The 19,039-nt window shown below is 34.4% G+C and carries 15 protein-coding genes; 4 read left to right on the plus strand and 11 right to left on the minus strand.

Annotated elements, in window-relative coordinates:
* Nucleotides 1-2 precede the first annotated feature (2 nt).
* A complete protein-coding gene (locus ACNQF9_RS00400; RefSeq protein ID WP_417989405.1) occupies nucleotides 3-845 on the minus strand; it encodes an isoaspartyl peptidase/L-asparaginase in 843 nt (280 codons plus the stop codon).
* Between the two features lie 34 nt (nucleotides 846-879).
* Complete coding sequence (locus ACNQF9_RS00405) at nucleotides 880-1,752, minus strand: cyanophycinase (protein WP_417958254.1); 873 nt, start codon at nucleotides 1,750-1,752, stop codon at nucleotides 880-882.
* A 265-nt stretch (nucleotides 1,753-2,017) separates the two neighbouring features.
* Here ACNQF9_RS00405 and cphA point away from each other — a divergent pair, with 265 nt between their 5' ends.
* A complete protein-coding gene (gene cphA, locus ACNQF9_RS00410) occupies nucleotides 2,018-4,642 on the plus strand; it encodes a cyanophycin synthetase (RefSeq protein WP_417989406.1) in 2,625 nt (874 codons plus the stop codon).
* 126 nt (nucleotides 4,643-4,768) lie between these two features.
* On the opposite strand, the gene ACNQF9_RS00415 is transcribed toward cphA, so the two are convergent.
* The gene (locus ACNQF9_RS00415; RefSeq protein ID WP_417989407.1) at nucleotides 4,769-5,953 is read right to left on the minus strand and encodes an asparagine synthetase B; all 1,185 of its coding nucleotides are present in this window, start codon (nucleotides 5,951-5,953) and stop codon (nucleotides 4,769-4,771) included.
* Nucleotides 5,954-6,347: 394 nt separating this feature from the next.
* On the opposite strand from ACNQF9_RS00415, the gene ACNQF9_RS00420 reads away from it, so the two are divergent.
* Complete coding sequence (locus ACNQF9_RS00420; RefSeq protein WP_417989408.1) at nucleotides 6,348-7,016, plus strand: DUF547 domain-containing protein; 669 nt, start codon at nucleotides 6,348-6,350, stop codon at nucleotides 7,014-7,016.
* 33 nt (nucleotides 7,017-7,049) lie between these two features.
* On the opposite strand, the gene ACNQF9_RS00425 is transcribed toward ACNQF9_RS00420, so the two are convergent.
* From ACNQF9_RS00425 to tgt, 8 genes are all read right to left on the minus strand, one after another.
* Nucleotides 7,050-7,718: a response regulator gene (locus ACNQF9_RS00425; protein ID WP_417989409.1), complete on the minus strand. Its 669-nt coding sequence runs from the start codon at nucleotides 7,716-7,718 to the stop codon at nucleotides 7,050-7,052.
* Nucleotides 7,719-7,721: 3 nt separating this feature from the next.
* Complete coding sequence (locus ACNQF9_RS00430; RefSeq protein ID WP_417989410.1) at nucleotides 7,722-8,513, minus strand: sensor histidine kinase; 792 nt, start codon at nucleotides 8,511-8,513, stop codon at nucleotides 7,722-7,724.
* A gap of 644 nt (nucleotides 8,514-9,157) precedes the next feature.
* Nucleotides 9,158-9,556, minus strand: coding sequence for a hypothetical protein (locus ACNQF9_RS00435; protein ID WP_417989411.1), 399 nt, complete (start codon nucleotides 9,554-9,556; stop codon nucleotides 9,158-9,160).
* A gap of 162 nt (nucleotides 9,557-9,718) precedes the next feature.
* Nucleotides 9,719-11,263 (minus strand): replicative DNA helicase, encoded by a 1,545-nt coding sequence (gene dnaB / locus ACNQF9_RS00440; RefSeq protein WP_417989412.1) that lies wholly within the window; start codon nucleotides 11,261-11,263, stop codon nucleotides 9,719-9,721.
* Between the two features lie 140 nt (nucleotides 11,264-11,403).
* Nucleotides 11,404-12,357 (minus strand): acetyl-CoA carboxylase carboxyltransferase subunit alpha, encoded by a 954-nt coding sequence (locus ACNQF9_RS00445; protein WP_417958263.1) that lies wholly within the window; start codon nucleotides 12,355-12,357, stop codon nucleotides 11,404-11,406.
* A gap of 106 nt (nucleotides 12,358-12,463) precedes the next feature.
* Nucleotides 12,464-13,360, minus strand: a complete 897-nt coding sequence (locus tag ACNQF9_RS00450) for a DMT family transporter (protein WP_417958264.1) — start codon at nucleotides 13,358-13,360, stop codon at nucleotides 12,464-12,466.
* Complete coding sequence (locus tag ACNQF9_RS00455) at nucleotides 13,347-14,435, minus strand: LptF/LptG family permease (RefSeq protein WP_417989413.1); 1,089 nt, start codon at nucleotides 14,433-14,435, stop codon at nucleotides 13,347-13,349. The genes ACNQF9_RS00450 and ACNQF9_RS00455 overlap by 14 nt, the downstream gene beginning before the upstream one ends.
* Nucleotides 14,436-14,508: 73 nt before the next feature.
* The gene (gene tgt / locus ACNQF9_RS00460) at nucleotides 14,509-15,639 is read right to left on the minus strand and encodes a tRNA guanosine(34) transglycosylase Tgt (RefSeq protein WP_417989414.1); all 1,131 of its coding nucleotides are present in this window, start codon (nucleotides 15,637-15,639) and stop codon (nucleotides 14,509-14,511) included.
* A 660-nt stretch (nucleotides 15,640-16,299) separates the two neighbouring features.
* Here tgt and xerA point away from each other — a divergent pair.
* Together xerA and ACNQF9_RS00470 are read left to right on the plus strand one after the other, a co-directional pair.
* The gene (xerA, locus tag ACNQF9_RS00465) at nucleotides 16,300-17,211 is read left to right on the plus strand and encodes a site-specific tyrosine recombinase/integron integrase (protein WP_417989415.1); all 912 of its coding nucleotides are present in this window, start codon (nucleotides 16,300-16,302) and stop codon (nucleotides 17,209-17,211) included.
* 161 nt (nucleotides 17,212-17,372) lie between these two features.
* Nucleotides 17,373-18,896, plus strand: a complete 1,524-nt coding sequence (locus ACNQF9_RS00470) for an RNA-directed DNA polymerase (protein WP_417989416.1) — start codon at nucleotides 17,373-17,375, stop codon at nucleotides 18,894-18,896.
* Nucleotides 18,897-19,039 lie beyond the last annotated feature (143 nt).

Here is a 19,039-nt window from a genome sequence, read left to right on the forward strand (position 1 = left end):
ATTTAATTAAAAACTTCAAATTCATTGCCATCAAAACTGGCAAAAACCATCGAAGGATGAGAATCCTGATGAAAAATATTCCCCTGAAAATCAATGGATATTGCACCTGCAAAGCCATCATACTGTTTTAATTCGGTAAAGGTTTTGCTAAAAGCCTCTTTAAGAGTAAATCCATCAGTAACCCGAGTTACTATTTTTGCTGCCATAGCATTACTCACAATATCTTCTCCAACTCCGGTTAAACTTACACCACAAAATGCATTGGCATAATTACCGGCTACAGTAGCTGAATCAGAAATACGACCAGGAATTTCGAATCCCTTTCCCCCAGTTGAAGTTGCTGCTGCAATTTTTCCGCTATGGTCTAAAGCAACACAACCAACAGTTCCTATCCCTACTGATTTCAATTTTGCTGTATATTCATCTCTGCGTTGTTTAATTTCAGTTGAAAAAGATTCAAAACCATGTTCTCGTGCAAAATTAGTTGCTCCGTTTCCACCCAATACTCTATCGTCATATTGCATCAATAAGTGCGCAACCTGAACTGGATTTTTAACCTCTTCAATATTGATGACTCCGCTCATTTTCTGACTTTCGCCATCCATAACAGCAGCACTCATCCTAATTTTTCCGTCACTTTGTATTTGGGAACCAATTCCTGCATTAAACAATTCATCATCTTCCAAAAGAGAAACAGCATAGACAACAGTTTCTAAAGCCGAGTGCGTTTTTAAAAATTCATAGGAGTCTTTCACAATTCGTTCTAAAGCGTTTTGTTTGTGAGCTTTTGTTTCATTGCTGGTGGATGATTCTGAGAAAAAACCACCATGTATAATTAGTTTCATAATCGATCAAAGCATTTTAATTTATACCACAGTTCTACAAATAATGAGAAGATTCAATCCGCATTTTATGCGTTTCAAGATTATAAGTGTCAAATTTACTCATGACATGAGTTACCAAATGGGAGATGGAAATGGGTTGCCCTAATTCTACTTTTGTCAAATTTGTATCTTTTATTTCACGACCATCAACCAAAATAACTAAGCCAGAGCCTATCGCTTCCATTTCATTATTATTGGTAATCAACAAGCCTGTATCTTCTCCAAGCCCTATTCCCAATACTCTGGGATTCCCTACAACTGCTTGAAAAAGTCTTCCAATTCTGCCACGTTGTACAAAATGAGTATCGATAATAACGCCATCTATTAATCCCAATCCGCTCGAAATTTTCACTTCGCCTTTCAATAAAGCTTCAGAACTACTTCCTTGATAAATCATATTATTAGAGGCGGCGGCGGCTCCAGCAGAAGTACCTGCATAAATAAATTCTTCATTATGGTATTTATCCAATAAAATATCATGAAACAAAGTTCCTCCTAAAATAGAGGTCAATCGCAATTGATCGCCCCCAGTAAACATAACAATATCCGCTGCTTTTAATCTGGTCAATACTTCTTCCTCTGCTGCTTGCTCTCTTCTTTCAATATGTAAAATAGCTACGTTTTTAGCATTCAAATGTTCAAAAGCCTTAACATATTCAGGACCTATTTCTCTTGGAATAACAGAGGCCGTTGTAATGACCTCTATGCGTGATTTCTCTTTGTGTTTAGATTCATTTAGTATCCTTCTTAAAATCCCTGTTTCAAAAAAATTTAAATTGCTAGTAGCATTCTTGTCCAAATTAGTTTCACTAAAACTCCCTTTATCTACTGCACCACCTATAATTATTAGTTTTCCTAGTATATTCATCTGGCAAAAATAACCAAAAAGATAAAAAGATACTTTGAACTTGTATTTTTTTTTCAATAATTGCACACAAACCATGTTCATTAATTTTAAAAGAATAAATTTTGATTCCTATTCTAAAAACTTTACTTTAGTTCCATTGTATCTTATTTTAGATTGAATTATTTGATTGTAATTTAATTTTTTATCCCGATCAATATTGGCTAAAAATAAAATTAAGCCTTAGTATTAAACTATTTTTTACACAAAAAATAATCTTCTAATTTTTATGAAAATAATTAAAATACAAGCCCTGCGTGGTCCAAATATCTGGAGTATTCAAAGAAAGAAATTAATCCAAATGCGTTTGGATTTAGAAGAAATGGAACAATTTCCTACTAACAAAATAGACGGATTTAGAATGCGTATTGAAGCTATGTTCCCTTCCATGATTGAACACCGTTGTTCTGAAGGCTGTCGTGGTGGATTTTTTTCCAGAGTAGAACGCGGAACCTGGATGGGTCATGTTATTGAACATATTGCACTGGAAATTCAATCTCTTGCTGGAATGGAAACTGGTTTTGGGAGAACCCGAGAAACTAAAACTCCTGGTACTTATAATGTCGTTTTCAGCTATACTGAAGAAAATGTTGGGCTTTTTGCAGCAGAATCCTCAGTTGCTATCGCCGAAGCATTAATTGCCGGAACAGAATATAATGTGGAAGCCGACTTGCAGAAAATGCGTGAAATACGTGAACGCGTTCGCCTTGGTCCAAGCACAGGAAGTATAGTAGAAGAAGCTGTTTCAAGAGATATTCCTTGGATACGACTCGGTACAAATTCTTTAGTTCAACTTGGATATGGTGTTAATCAAATGCGCTTTCAAGCTACAATTACCTGTAAGACCAGCAGTATTGCCGTAGATATTGCCTGTAACAAAGAACAAACCAAAAAAATGTTGGAGATGGCCTCCATCCCTGTAGCTAGCGGAAGCATTTGTGTTGATGAAGATAGTCTAACGGAAGTAATAAAAAAAATTGGATATCCTATTGTGTTAAAACCTTTGGGAGGTAATCACGGGAAAGGCGCTTCCATTAATGTCACCAATTGGGAAGATGCCGTTTCCGGCTTAGCTTTTGCACAGGAATATGGCAAACGTGTTATCGTAGAGAAATTCATAACCGGTTTCGATTTCAGAATTTTGGTCATCGATAATAAATTAGTTGCTGCCGCAAAAAGAGTTCCTGCTCACGTAATAGGAAACGGAACGGACAATATTCAGCAATTAATTGACACTACCAACTTAGATCCAAGAAGAGGTTACGGGCATGAAAATGTGCTCACTCAAATAGATGTGGACCGAGACACCGAAGATTTATTGGAAAAACTAAATTATACATTGTACAGTATTCCTAGAACCGGAGAAATTGTGTTTTTGAAATCTACAGCCAATTTAAGTACCGGTGGAACTTCTGTAGATGTTACCGATATGATGCACCCAGAAAATATTTTCCTTGCTGAAAGAATTTCAAGAGTAATTGGACTGGATGTTTGCGGTGTTGACATTATGGCCGAGAATTTAACACAACCGTTAAAAGAAAATGGTGGAGTAATTCTGGAAGTCAACGCAGCTCCTGGTTTTAGAATGCATCTGGCCCCATCAGAAGGCTTACCTAGAAACGTTGCTGCGCCAGTAATTGACATGTTATATCCTCCGGGGAAATCGTGTCGTATTCCAATAATTGCTGTAACAGGGACTAATGGTAAAACCACCACTACCCGATTATTGGCACATATCGTGAAAAATAATGGTTTTAAGGTGGGATTCACCACATCTGATGGGATTTATATTCAAAATCATATGATGGAAAAAGGAGATACAACCGGACCTCTGAGCGCAGAATATATTTTGAGAGACCCAACAGTAGAATTTGCAGTTTTAGAAACTGCCAGAGGTGGAATTCTTCGTTCTGGTTTGGGTTTTAGCCGTTGCGATATTGGAATTATCACTAATATTCAGGAAGATCATTTGGGATTAAGTGATATTCATACTTTAGACGATCTGGCTAGAGTTAAAGCTACTGTGGTCAAAAGTATTAAGAAAAATGGGTGGGCTGTTTTGAACGGTGATGATGAACACTGTGTAAAACTCGGTCAAGATCTAAATTGTAATGTTGCCTATTTTAGTTTAAACGAAGATAGCGAATTTATCAAAAAGCTTAGTGCGGAAGGAAAAACCGTTGCAGTCTATGAAAATGGATATATAACTATCAAAAAAGGAGAATGGAAAATCCGAATCGAACGCGCCACTCACGTTCCTTTAACTATGGGCGGTAAAGCAAAATTTATGATTGCTAATGTACTTGCGGCAACTCTAGCGAGTTACTTATGGGGATTCAAAACAGAAGATATCAGCTTGTCGTTACAAACTTTTATCCCAAGTGCAGCACAAACTCCAGGTCGTATGAATATTTTTGAGTTCAAAAAATTCAAAGTACTTATTGACTTTGCTCATAATGCATCCGGTTATAAGGGAGTTGAGGAATACCTTCAAAGTGTTGATGCTACCAAAAAAATTGGTATAATTGCTGGTGTAGGTGACAGACGTGATGAAGACATAAGAGAATGTGCCAATATTGCAGCGCGAATGTTTGATCATATTATCATTAGACAAGAAAAATACCTGAGAGGAAGAACCGAAGACGAAATCATTAATTTAATACTTGATGGCATTAATAGTTCCGGCAAAACAGTAACCTATGAAATTATCCCTAAAGAAACTGAGGCAATAAAACACGCCATAAATTGTGCCGAAGAAGGCAGCTTCATTACTGCATTAAGCGACGTAGTAACCAATGCAATTGATATCGTACAGGAATATTTAGATAAAGAAAACGAACACGGAATCGTGTAATTTTTCCAGAAGCTAATCCTGCTGTCCGTTATATCTTTCTCTGCCTAAAAAGGCAAAGAAAGATATAACGGACAGCAGGGCTAAAAACACAAAAGCCAATCGTAATCGATTGGCTTTTGTGTTATACTACGTTTTTAACTTTTTCTTTCTCGCAGCAGGAAAAAGTACATTATTTAAAATCAAGCGATAACCAGGCGAATTAGGATGCAAATCCAAAACCGTGGGCGGATCTCCCACTTGATGCTGAAAATCCTCTGGATCATGACCCCCATAAAAAGTGAACATTCCCTTTCCTTTTTGGCCATGAATGTAACGTGCTTCTCCATTTAGTTCACAAGCTCCAATAATTAGTACATTTGATTTTATTAAAGCGGAATCAAATGCTGTGGTTTGCCCCATGAAACCTTTTACCAGTTGCGTGTGATTTTGGCTTAACATGCTTGGAATTGGATCCCATTTTGCCGAAAATTCCATTAAAGTAAAATAATCTTTCTCCATAGAGATTCTTCTTTTCGAAGTCATATCAATATCCGAAAATTCATATTGTTCCGGTTTTCGCTCCAAAGTAAAATTTTTAAAAGCAAACGAATTATTGAAATTCATCTTCGATTGATAATTTCCTTCACTGGCATCGCCATCAAACATGGCCTCACAAATATCGAGTCCATCGGCTGCTAAAGCAATATCAAAACTATCTGTTGCAGAGCACATCGCAAACATAAATCCGCCTCCAATTACAAAATCTCTTATTTTTTTTGCGACAGCTCCTTTCGCCTGAGAAACTTTAACATATCCTAATCTGGTTGCCTGTATTTCTGCCTCTTTCTTTTGCTCGATGTACCAAGGCGTATTTTTATAAGCCCCATAAAACTTCCCATATTGCCCCGTAAAATCTTCATGATGCAAGTGTACCCAATCGTATAGCAACAGTTGATCGCTTAGGACTTCCTCATCATAAATTGGGGTAAAAGGAATTTCAGCATACGTTAAAACTAAAGTCACAGCATCATCCCACGGCTGTTTTCCTTGGGGAGTATACACTGCAATTTTAGGTGCTTTTTCCAGTACCACTGTTTCCATATTCTGAGAGGGACTTGCGATTTCATTTAAGATTATCAATTGCTCACCATCGGTAATAACTTCAAAACTAACCCCTCTAATCTGACATTCTTTTCTTATTTCATTAGCATCAGGTAATAAAAATGAGCCGCCACGATAATTGAGTAACCAGCTTGCTTTGTAATTATTTTCTAAACACCAAAAAGTAATTCCATAAGCTTTAAGATGATTTTCCTGTGTAGTTTCATCCATTGGAACCAAAATAAAAGACGCCTTTGTTGAGATTGATAGTAGACAGATAAATAGACACAAGAATTTTTTAATCATATTTTAGTACTTTATATAACTCAAAGATAGAAACTAAGCGGTTCAAACGAGTATAATTTAACTTTTAAATAAAGTACCAAAACCTTCTGCCTAATTAAATCACGTAAAAATACCTATACCCAAAGTGTTCCCTTTGTATAAATTTGTATTTATAACTTACTTAAACAAAATGAAAAACTTATCAATGAATCCCAACGAAACAAATGATCCGTTTAACCTCATGAATCTATTAAAGAAGATAGGATTGTGCTTACTAGTAGTACTAATTCTCACCTTTTACTTATTTTGTTATCAACTGCTGGTTATTTAACCAAAAAAAATGAAAAATTATTACAATACTTTATCAAAAGATATTCTCACAATTGCAACATTAGAACAAGATTCAACATCACTTAGAAGAGAACTTTTCTATATCCGACAAGCAAAACTAGAGAAGAGTTTAAATACAGATGATTTAAAAAAAGCGTTTTGGATAAATATTTACAAAGCCTTTTATTTCATTATTTCAAAAGAAACAAAAGGTCAGAACACAATTTTAAAATTGAAAAGAATAAAAATTGCACGCACTATACTTTCTTTAAATGATATTGAACATGGTATCTTAAGGAAGTCTAAATACAAAATGGGCTTTGGATATATTACCAATCCATTTTACTCTAATTTTATAAAGGTACTATCCGTAAATGAGTTAGATTATAGAATCCATTTTGCAATACGAAGTATTTCTTTAAAAAATTATTCATTTGATTTTTATGATTATGAAAAACTAGAAAAACAGCTAACTCTAATTACCAAAGATTTTATTGAATATGAAACCGAATTCGATACAAAATTAAAATTAATCCGAACTTCTAAATTTTTATTTACTTATCTACACGATTTTGGAGGCATACATTCAATAAGAAATTTACTTCAAAAAAATCTAAAAAAAGACCTGAAAGGATATCAAGTAAAGTTCAGAAATAATGAAAATTACCAATGTATGTAACTGCATAAAAAGAAATTGATTTGAAAATTTAAACTAAATATCGAGCGGAATAATTTCATTTTGAACAGCGTAAACTACTAAACCGGCAATATTCCTAGATTCTGTTTTCAATAGCAAATTATTTCGGTGTCCTTCCACTGTTCTTGGACTAATAAAAAGTTCCTCTGCAATTTCAACCGTACTTTTCTGAGAACAAATAAGTTTAAGTACTTCCGTCTCTCGGACAGTGAGAAAGTTATTATCAAAAATGCTTTTTGTTTTTTTATGAGTCAACACATCAGCCTGAATAATTTTCATTACATGATCACTATAATAAAATCCTTTAAGTGCAACTTCCTTTATAGTAGTCAGTAATTCTTGAGGTGTGGCGTTCTTTATTAAATATGAAACGGCACCCACATCAATCATATTGGCAACAAAAGACTTAGAGTCATAACTAGTAAGCGCAATGATTTTTATTGTAGGATATTGACTGTGAATAATTTTAGTTGCTTCTACACCATTAATTCCTGGCATTTTTAAATCCATGATAATGATATCTGGATGTTGATTTTTATTGTCCTGAAGAAACGATATCAACTCATCACCATTAGAAACTTCAAAAATAATTTCAATTTTTTTCTCGCGTCCCAACAGAAAGGAAATACCTTTTCTAAAAAGAATTTCATCGTCGGCTAAAATTATTTTAATAGTTTCTTCCAATGTTTAAAAATTAAAATTTACTTTCATCCCTTTATTTAAGGTGGAGTCAATAGTTATATTCCCATTCAAAAAAGCAACTCTACTTTCAATATTTTTCATTCCAAGTCCTTTTTTATTGGAATCTTTCTTCATATCAAAACCTATTCCGTTGTCAGTATAATGACAACTTCTCAACCCATTTTTCTCTTCAAAAAGAATAGAGATAGCAGTAGCTTTTCCGTGACGGATGGAATTATTCATCAACTCTTGTAAAATTCTAAAAACGTGTAAATGTCTGTCATTGTATGCAATTGCAAATAAAACTCTACTTTCGTAATTCACAATAACAGCTTTGGAACTACTGAATTCTAAACACAATTCCTCTACACCTGCATGAAGCCCAAATTTTTCTAAAACAGGAGGCAACAATCCATATGCAATCTTTCTTGAATTATCTAAAGCTTTTGCTGTAAGATTAATAATATTCGCCGTAATTTCATTAACCTCATTTTTAGTTAAATTAGGTGTAGTGAGCAAATGACTGTTTAGGGAAACAATATTGAGTTTAGAACTTATATCATCATGCAGATCTTGGGCTATACGTTTTCGCTCGTCCTCTTGGGTAATAAGCACAGCATTCAATAACTCTTTTTGGTATTGAATTTCTAGATCTTTTTTCTCAAATTCTTTTTGGATGATTTTCTTTCGTGAAAAATAAAAAAATAATACTAATACCAAACCCATCAATAAGAAAGCGATAAAACTATAAATAATCGCTTCTATGACGACACTTTCATGCAATGTATTCTCTTTCATACAGTAGTATTTATTCCCTTTTTAGAAAAACTTTTCTTCCATTCGAATAAAATAAATAATTGATAAACAATGTACAAAAAAGCATTTAAAATCCATGGTATTAAATTTAATTTTGGACTCAGTGAAGACATCAAATTGCCAACGAGAAATAATACAGTACTGCCAAATAAATACATTAGTATCCCGATATTAATATAATAATACTCTTTTTTTTCATTTAACAAATTATAAAAATGAAAGGTTGTGAATATGATTATCAAAAATGAGGTGATAAAAATCTCAAATAAATTAAATTTAAAAAATAAGTCTGTGCTAATTGAATATTGAATTCCTAATGCCAATAAACATAAAATAAGACTTGTTTTAATTATTTTTTTTTGATACTCTTTTTTTAAAAGAGTCCAGTAAAAAAAACTTAAAAGAATAAATTGTCCGATAAAATAGAAATGAGACAAATATAAATTTTGAAAATGAAAACTGATCAAAATCTTAGAAGCCATCTGAATAATAAATATTACACCTAAATAACACGCAAAAATCTTAAAAGCTTTTTGTTGTTTTCTAAATCCAATACTGAAAAGAATTAAATTGAATATTAGAAGTATATTCCCAATATTTGCAAGTAGGATTAACATGTAGGTAGGTTATTTAAACATTGGGCTCTCAGGGTCACATGCCGTTGGACACGGTTGTGTAAAATCATAAATATCATCTGAAGCCGCTGCAGTATCGCCATCCCCTTCAGTTTCAGTAATCATATCCACATAAACTCCCGTTAAGGGATCTAGTTTAGTCCCAATAATCATCAATTTTTCGACTCCATTATCATCCACTCCAAGGTAAGCTCTGACTGCATCAACGCCTTCTTTCAGTACTTCCAGCACATCTACTTTAGGAATTAGAAAAGCTTTAACATGATGGTGTTGGTTATAGTTCCCCTCTTGTTTGGCCCAACGTTTAGCCCAGTTTTGGGCAGTTTTTAACGGAATTGCATTTATAACGTTACTTTGTTCAACACTTCCAGAAATTTCTTTTTGCACCATCGTTTTAGGTTTTAGATTATACTTATTAAGGAAAAAATCTTTTGCTAAGCTACTGTTTTTTATTGTCGTAACAAAACACATCAGAGGTATAGTACAAATAAAAGCCTAAATCATTTACTTAATTTAGGCTATCATCATTTCTCACTTTAAATACTCTTTATTTTAAAAAGGCACATCACTGTCATCATCGGGATCATTCAAGTTACTTCCAAAGGCTTCATTAGCTGAGGGCAAATTTTTGGTAATAAAAGGATTGTCCTCTTGATTCATACTAGAGGGTAAATCATCGTAACTACCGCTGTAATCCTCTAAATTATCAAACTTTCCTAAATGTCCAATAAACTTTAACCGGACGTTTTCTATACTACCATTACGGTGCTTGGCTATCATTATTTCTGCCTGACCTGCAGTAGGTGAGGCTTCCTCGTCATCCCATTCATCAATTTTATAATATTCTGGGCGGTATAGAAACGATACAATATCGGCATCTTGCTCAATCGCACCGGATTCCCGAAGATCAGAAAGCAAAGGCCTTTTACTAGAACCACGGGTTTCAACCGCTCGCGACAATTGAGAAAGGGCAATTACCGGAACGTTTAATTCCTTCGCTAATGCCTTTAAGTTTCGAGAGATCGAAGAGATCTCTTGCTCCCTGTTACCTCCTCCTTTTCCGTTTCCACCGGCAGTCATCAATTGCAGGTAATCAACAATAATAATTCTAATGCCATGTTGTGAAACCAAACGTCTCGCTTTCGCTCTTAAATCAAAAATCGATAACGAGGGCGTATCATCAATAAAAAGCGGGGCTTTTTCTAGGTTTTTGACTTTGGTACTTAATTGTTCCCATTCATGTTTTTCCAATTTTCCAGTACGCAATTTCTCCGACGACAATCCTGTTTCTGACGAAATCAAACGGGTAATCAACTGAACCGATGCCATCTCCAAAGAAAATAAGGCGACTGGTATACCAAAATCAATCGCCATATTTCTGGCCATTGATAATACAAATGCTGTTTTACCCATTGCTGGTCTTGCCGCTATAATAATTAAATCACTAGGCTGCCAACCCGAAGTAATTTTATCTAATTTATCAAAACCAGTTGCCACACCACTCAACCCTTCTTGCCCGGCAATTTCCTCGATTCTTTTTTTGGCCTGTAACACTAAACTCTGTGCGGTTTCTGAACTTCGTTTGATGTTCCCTTGTGTTACTTCATACAACTTGGATTCAGCTCGGTCTAATAAATCAAAAACATCGGTTGTCTCATCATAAGAGTCTTCAATTATTTCTGTAGATATCCGAATTAAACTACGTTGAATGAATTTTTGAAGTATAATTCTGGAATGGAATTCAATGTGTGCAGAAGAAGATATCTTTTGCGTAAGCTGGATTAAATAAAAATCCCCTCCGGCCAAATCTAATTTTGCGTTTTTCTTGAGTTGTGCTGAAACCGTTAATAAGTCAATAGGCTGTGTTTCTGTAAACAGCTGTACGATAGCTTCAAAAATATGTTTGTGAGCCTCTTTATAAAAAGCATCGGGTTGCAAAATGTCAATTACATCATCAACCCCTTTTTTATCAATCATCATCGCACCAAGCACTGCTTCTTCTAAATCGAGTACCTGTGGCTGCAATTTCCCCTTTTCAAGACTAATAATTGTAGTTTTATCAACCTTCACAGGACTGATATTTCTGAAGTTTTCCATGAAGCGAAAGTAGCAAAAATTAAAAAATTATTAGTATTGAGTTGTTACAAATAATTGTTGATAACTAACTATTTTTTGTTTATAACCATAAAAAAATCCGAAACGGTAAGGCTTCGGATCAATTATTAATTTGTAAGATTTTACTCTTTATATTCACCCATTCTACTGTATTTCTCCATTCTTTGAGCAACTAATTGTTCTGTTGATAAGTCTTTCAATTCATTAAACCCTTTCATAATATACTGCTCTACCGTTTTGAAAGCAGACTCTCTATCATAATGTGCTCCTCCCAGAGGTTCTGGAATAATATCATCGACTAGTTTTTGTTTCTTCATGTCAGCAGAAGTTAGTTTCAAAGCTTCAGCAGCCAGTTCTTTGTACTCCCAACTTTTCCATAAAATAGAAGAACAGGATTCCGGCGAAATAACCGAATACCATGTGTTTTCCATCATATACACCTTGTCACCCACTCCTATTCCTAATGCCCCACCAGAAGCACCCTCACCAACAATAACGGTAATAATAGGCACTTTTAAACGAATCATTTCAAATATGTTTCTTGCAATAGCTTCGCCTTGTCCACGTTCTTCAGCTTCCAGTCCTGGATAAGCTCCTGGAGTATCAATCAAAGTCAAAACAGGAATACCGAATTTCTCTGCCATTTTCATTAATCGCAATGCTTTTCTGTATCCTTCCGGATTTGCCATACCAAAATTACGAAACTGACGTGTTTTAGTGTTAAACCCTTTTTGCTGACCCACAATCATAAACGATTGCCCATCAATTTTTCCTAAACCACCAATCATGGCTTTATCATCTTTAAAACCTCTATCTCCAAAAAGTTCCAAAAAAGTATCCCCGCACAAAGCACGAACGTGATCCATGGTATACGGACGGCTTGGGTGTCGCGATAACTGAACCCGTTGCCAAGCAGTCAAATTTTTATAAATATTTCTTTTGGTCTCTTCTAGTTTTTTGTTGATTTGCTTGCAAGTATTCGTTACATCAACATCTGATTCCTGACCAATAATAAGACATTTGTCTAACTGCTCTTCTAGTTCTTTTATTGGAAGCTCAAAATCTAAATATTCCATAGGATTTTTGCGTTTTTGTTTTTATTTCGAACAGCAAATATAAAATTTTAAATCGTTCAAAACGGCTATTTTTCTATTAATGTGTAAAAATTCGCTTCGAAAAAGTTTAAATATCTAATTGGGTTTTGCCTTTTTGATAGTGTTTAATTGCGCCATTAAGGATTACGGTAAGCACTATTATTAATGCTCCTATGTAAAACTCAAAGCTCATTTTCTCTTTTCCGCCTAGGATAAAATACGCCAATACAATTCCATAAACCGGTTCAAGATTTGTAGTGAGCATTACGGTATAGGGTGTTAATTTTTGCATTACTTTAACTGAGGCCGTAAAGGCATAAGCGGTACAAATTGAAGCTAGGATCAGAATTAAAATCCAATTGTTGGCAGTCAAAACAAAAAAGTCTGCTGTGAACTTCCCTTGAACTATAAAATAAATCGAAATAAAGACAACACCTGCAAAGAATTCATAAAATGAGATCACCGAAGGATCGTGATCCGCAATCAGTTTTCCGTTCATCAACGTAAATAAAACGCCCAGTATAATAGAGGCCAACGCATATAACATTCCGTCCAGATAATTTATTTCGACCTTCATAATCAGCCCAAGACCTGCAATAATAATTAGTCCAAAGAAGACTTCGTACCACAACACTTTTCTACCATAAAAAAGAGGTTCTAATAGCGATGCAAAAAACGCACCCAAAGAGAAAACCGATAGCGTGATTGACACATTAGAAACATGAATTGCTTTGAAAAAAAAGATCCAATGCAATGCAATCAACAACCCGACAAAAATTAATTTAAGAAAAGATTTCAAAGGAATTTTAAACGATTTTTTCTTAAATAGTATAAAAATGGCTAAAAACACACCCGCAAAAAACATGCGATACCAAACTAAAGCATCTGCTGTAATAGTAATTAAAGCGCCTAGGATGGCGGTAAAACCCCAAATAAAAACTATTAAATGTAGGTTTAAGTAACTTTTTAAATTATCGTTTTGCATTTCGTAACAAATAAATGGCTAAAATTCCAAAGGCTATATTGGGCAACCAAACCGCTAGCATTGGAGGAATACTCGATTTTTCGGCTAAAACTCCGAAAATCTTATCAAAAAACACAAAGGCAAAAGCCAATGCAATACCTATAGCAAGATTGGTTCCCATTCCGCCCCTGCGTTTCATAGCAGAAACTGCAACGGCAATAATGGTAAGAATAAATGCAGAAACCGGCACACTGTATTTTTTATACAATACCACTAAATACACATTGATATTAGAGGAACCTCGCTCTCGCTCTTTTGCAATAAATGAATTCAATTTTCCTAAACTCAGCGTCTCGGCAATATAAATCACTGGTGTTAAATCTTCCAGATCAAAAGTAAAAACAGCATCTTTTTCAGCTATTTTTTCAATTTTATCATTTAGTTCGCCCACTGTTCTTTTAGTATAATCGTACATCGTGTAGGTACTGTCCTTCGGATTCCATTTTATCCTGCTGGCCGTAATTTTATGAACTAACTTCTCATTTTTAAATTTTTCCAACGAAAAATTAAAAGCGGTTTTTGACTCGGTATTGAAACTGTTTACATAGATGAATTCATCATCACTAATTTGTCGGTACACATCCGTATTATCCCCTCGCATGGCTTCTTTACCTCCTCCTTTTAGATAGGTATACCTAAAATTATTAAATCCTTCACTGGCAGCCGGAACGACAAAAAATCCCATCAGTAAAACAAAAACAGAAACTATGGAAGCACCAATAATATATGGTCTTAAGAAACGTGTAAATGAAATCCCGGAGCTCAAAATAGCAATAATTTCAGTATCATTTGCCAGTTTTGAGGTAAACCAAATCACGGATAAAAACAAAAATATCGGGAACAGGGAATTCGCAAAATAAACGGTAAAGTTGTAGTAATAGAGCGCAATCTCAAAAAACGGAACTTTATTTTCCAGCATTTTGTTGATCTTCTCTGATACGTCAACAACAATTCCTATGGGAATAAACAACAACAACATGACCGCAAATGTGGCTAAATATCTTTTTAGGATGTATTTGTCTATTATTGTTAACATACTTTAAATTATGAGTTATGAGTTATGAATTTTGAGCTACAGGCTAACTCCTAATTTACACGTCATAATAATTTTATAATCTTTGGTTCATATTTTTTACCATCATTTCTTTCCAAGGTCGGAAATCGCCCGCTAAGATATGTTTTCTGGCCTCCCGGACCAACCACATATAAAATCCTAGATTGTGTATCGTTGCAATTTGTTTTCCCAGGTATTCATTGGCAGCAAAAAGGTGACGCAAATACGCTTTCGTATATTCAGTATCCACATACGTGATTCCCATTTCGTCAATAGGAGAAAAATCATCTTCCCACTTTTTATTTTTTATATTTATCGAACCGTTAGCCGTAAACAACATGCCGTTTCTGGCGTTACGTGTAGGCATTACACAGTCAAACATGTCTATTCCAAGGGCAATATTTTCCAGAATATTTATAGGAGTTCCCACACCCATCAGGTAACGCGGTTTATCTTCGGGTAGGATTTCACAAACTATTTCGGTCATGGCATACATTTCCTCGGCAGGTTCCCCTACTGAAAGTCCACCAATTGCATTTCCTTGTTGATTGGAATTCGCAATATATTCTGCTGATTGTTGGCGTAAATCTTTGTAACAACTTCCCTGAACAATAGGAAAAAATGTTTGCTCGTATCCGTATTTAAAAGGTTGCGTGTCTAAATGATTGATACAACGGTCGAGCCAGCGGTGGGTCATTTTCATCGAGCGTTTTGCATAGTTGTAATCACAGGGATACGGCGTACACTCATCAAAAGCCATGATAATATCGGCACCAATGGTACGCTGAATTTCCATCACATTCTCTGGTGTAAAAAAGTGGTACGAACCGTCAATATGCGATTTGAACTTCACTCCTTCTTCCTTAATTTTTCTGTTGGCCGAAAGCGAATACACTTGGTACCCACCAGAATCCGTCAAAATATTACGGTCCCAGTTCATGAATTTATGCAACCCCCCCGCTTTCTCGAGGATTTCGGTTTGTGGTCGCAAATACAAGTGGTAGGTATTACCCAGGATAATATCCGGGTTTATATCGTCTTTCAATTCGCGTTGATGTACGCCTTTTACAGAACCAACGGTTCCTACAGGCATAAAAATTGGGGTTTCAATCACACCGTGATCAGTGGTTACAGTTCCCGCTCTAGCTTTGGACTGCGGATCTTTTTTTAATAAATCAAAATTCATCTTCTCTTTTCTATTTCTTTTTATTGGTCAAATGCAATTCGCAAACAACCCTTTTCACGCTATCAAATCCATCATGCTCATTTCATATAGGCGTTTTCAGTGGGCAAAGATAGGTTAATTTGAACCCCACATCAAAAAATATTTTGCTCCCAATGAAATGAAAAAATGTCCCCATGACTATCGGGATGACAACCAAAATCCAACTGCTTTTTCGGAATAAAATCAGATAATTACATCATTCAAGACCGTAACTGCCCTGTAGCTCATCCCTTTGGACGTGCCCTAAAAAGGTCTGGCTATCCGTTTCAAACAAGTTCACTGAACTCAACTTAAAATAAAAATATTGTGAAGTACTCTTTTATTGCGCTGCACTTCATAAAAGGATTTCTACTGTTATCCCTCACGCAAACCAACGGTAATAAAAACTAAAATTGTTCACCGATAAATTCAAAAAGCATACTGTAAATAAAAAGTGCTTTTGATAATTTGTACTGTTTTTTATATTAGCTACGTTAGTGCAATAAAATCACTGGTTATGAATTGGAGCGCCAAAATTATCACTCACAATAAAGAAAAAAGGATAGCGGTATCTTTTGAAAAAACGCCAAATTAATCGCTAGAATTAAAGAAATTAATGGAGCAAGATGGAGCCAATCCTTAGTGACTTGGCATCTTCCGGACACCAATGAGAACCGGATTCGGTTTAAATTAAGCCCTGTTTCGCATTCTATTCCTTCTGCCGAAGGAATAGAACAAATCGAAAAATTCAAGCAATGGTTGCGTTCCAGACGCTATAGCGAAAGCACACTAAGTACTTACAGCGAAGCCTTGAAATCCTTCTTGGTTTTCTACAGAAAAAAACCCATTGCCGAAATCACCAACGAGGACGTGATTGTGTACAACAACGAACATATTTTGAAAAATAATCTTTCGGCATCGTACCAGAATCAAATCGTTAATGCTGTCAAACTATTCTTCAAAATCATTCATGATTCAAAAATAGATACAGCTACTATTCACCGTCCCAAAAATGCGAAAACACTCCCTAACGTTTTGAGTAAAGAAGAAACCTTTAAACTTATCGATTTAACAACTAACCTAAAACACAAAACCTTATTGGCTTTAATTTACTCTTCGGGACTCCGAATCAGTGAAGCCATAAACATGAAAATCATTGATATTGATAGTCAAAGAATGCTGATTCACGTTAAAAATGCAAAAGGCAAAAAAGACCGTTATACCTTATTATCAACAAAAGTTTTAGGATTACTACGTGAATATTATACTATTTACAAACCTAAAACCTTTCTATTTGAAGGACAAAATGGTGGTCAATACAGTAGTAGAAGTGCTCAATCTGTATTACAGCAATCAGCAAAAAAAGCAGGAATTACAAAACAGATTAGCTTGCATACACTTCGACACAGTTTTGCAACTCATTTATTAGAAAGCGGAACCGACTTACGCTACATTCAAGATTTATTAGGACACAGTAGTCCTAAAACTACGATGATATATACTCATGTAAGCAGCACCTCTTTAAAAAACATAATCAATCCTTTTGATATGTAAGAAATGTTTTTAAATTTGTACAAGGCTACTAAAAATAAAACGCATCAATACAATCAAAAATATGCGTATAACATGCTCATTTAGAGCAAAAGTGGTAATTTTATTCGTATATAAAGTAGTTATGCCTCACCCTCAAAAACCGAAAAACCGAAAATAATTGAATGAGAAAATACATTGAGTACAAAAACGAAATTTCGGACTCCGACTTATATGAAGGATTAGTAGGCTATGGACTTTTCGCTGAAAAAATTCCTAACTTTTTGACTAGTGTAGATTTTTTAGCATATACACAAACTCTTACTTTTCCAATAAACGATAAGCCAAAAGATTTTATCAGATATTCAAGTATGAGGAATATAAATATTCCAAGGCCAATGGCAATTCCTGAACCATTTGCTTATGCAAATCAAGCAAAATCTTTGTCAGATAATTGGAAGGATATACAAAATTATTTCCGAGATAAAACTTTAAACGATACTTTTAAAATCAGTAGAATACATTTAAGAAAACTTGAAAATAGGTCGGAACTTTTTGAAATGAATTATAAAAATTTTTCTAAAGATGGCGATCCAGAACAAGACATAGTAATTAAAAGCAAGTTTGTAGCATTAGCAGATATTTCAAATTGTTTTCCAAGTGTTTATAGCCACTCAATTTCGTGGGCATTAGTTGGAAAAAAACACGCAAAGTCAAAATCAAAACCAACTGACAGGAACGAATGGTTTAATCAAATAGATTTTCATACCCGAAATTTAAAACACGGTGAAACAAATGGCGTACTAATTGGTCCACATTCTTCAAATTTAATTTCAGAAATTATTCTTGTTGCAGTTGACTATAAACTAACTAAACAAGGTTTTAAATACATAAGAAATATTGATGATTATACTTGTTATGTAGATTCACACGAAGAATCAGACAGATTTTTTTTATGCTTATCAGAAGAACTTAAAAAGTATGAATTGGCATTAAATAGTAAGAAGTCCAAACTAATTCCTTTGCCTCAAGCAAGTGTAAAGAATTGGGTTACTAAAATGAACCATTTTAATTTCACAAACACATACATTGTAAATAAAAAGGAAGCGATTAGGGTTAAAGAATTAAAAGGTTTTTTAGACTTTGCAATTGAATTAATGCTTTTTGAAGATTCAGATGCTTCAATTTTAAATTATGCGATCAAAATAATTGGAAGTAAACATTTAGACAGAAATGCAAAAGATTATTACATAAAACAAATTCATCATTTAGTTTTATTGTTTCCATACTTGATAAATTTACTAGAAGAAAAAGTTTTTGAACCACACCAAATTGATAAACTTACTATTAAAAAAATAGCTCAAGACATATACGCATACGGTCTAAAAAAGAAAATATATGAAGCTTGTTCATACGCAATTTATTGGTCTATTAAATATGATTTTGATGTTGAAATATCAACCATTAAACAAAACTCAATTGATTCATTAGATTGTATTTTTTTGCTAATTTCGTTTTTACACGACAAAAAACACAACACAAAAGCATATTTGAAAGAATACAAAGACCTAGCTGAAATTTTAAAAAGAGATGATTTTGACAGATATTGGCTGTATATTTATGAAACATTATCTTGGACTGATTTAGCCGGAAATTATAGAGTAATGAAAAAAAACAGATTGTCATTTATCAGAACAGAATTCAACTAATGAAAAGGGCGAAGGCATAACAGCTACTACAACGGATTTGGGCAATTGGCTTAATGGAAAGTTGGTTTTGTATTGGGGATAATTTTGCAAATCCGAAGAATGGGCTTAATTTAGCCCCAAACCCGCTGTAGTAGCGGGACGTT

This window comes from Flavobacterium amylolyticum, assembly GCF_048284335.1.
Lineage (GTDB): Bacteria > Bacteroidota > Bacteroidia > Flavobacteriales > Flavobacteriaceae > Flavobacterium.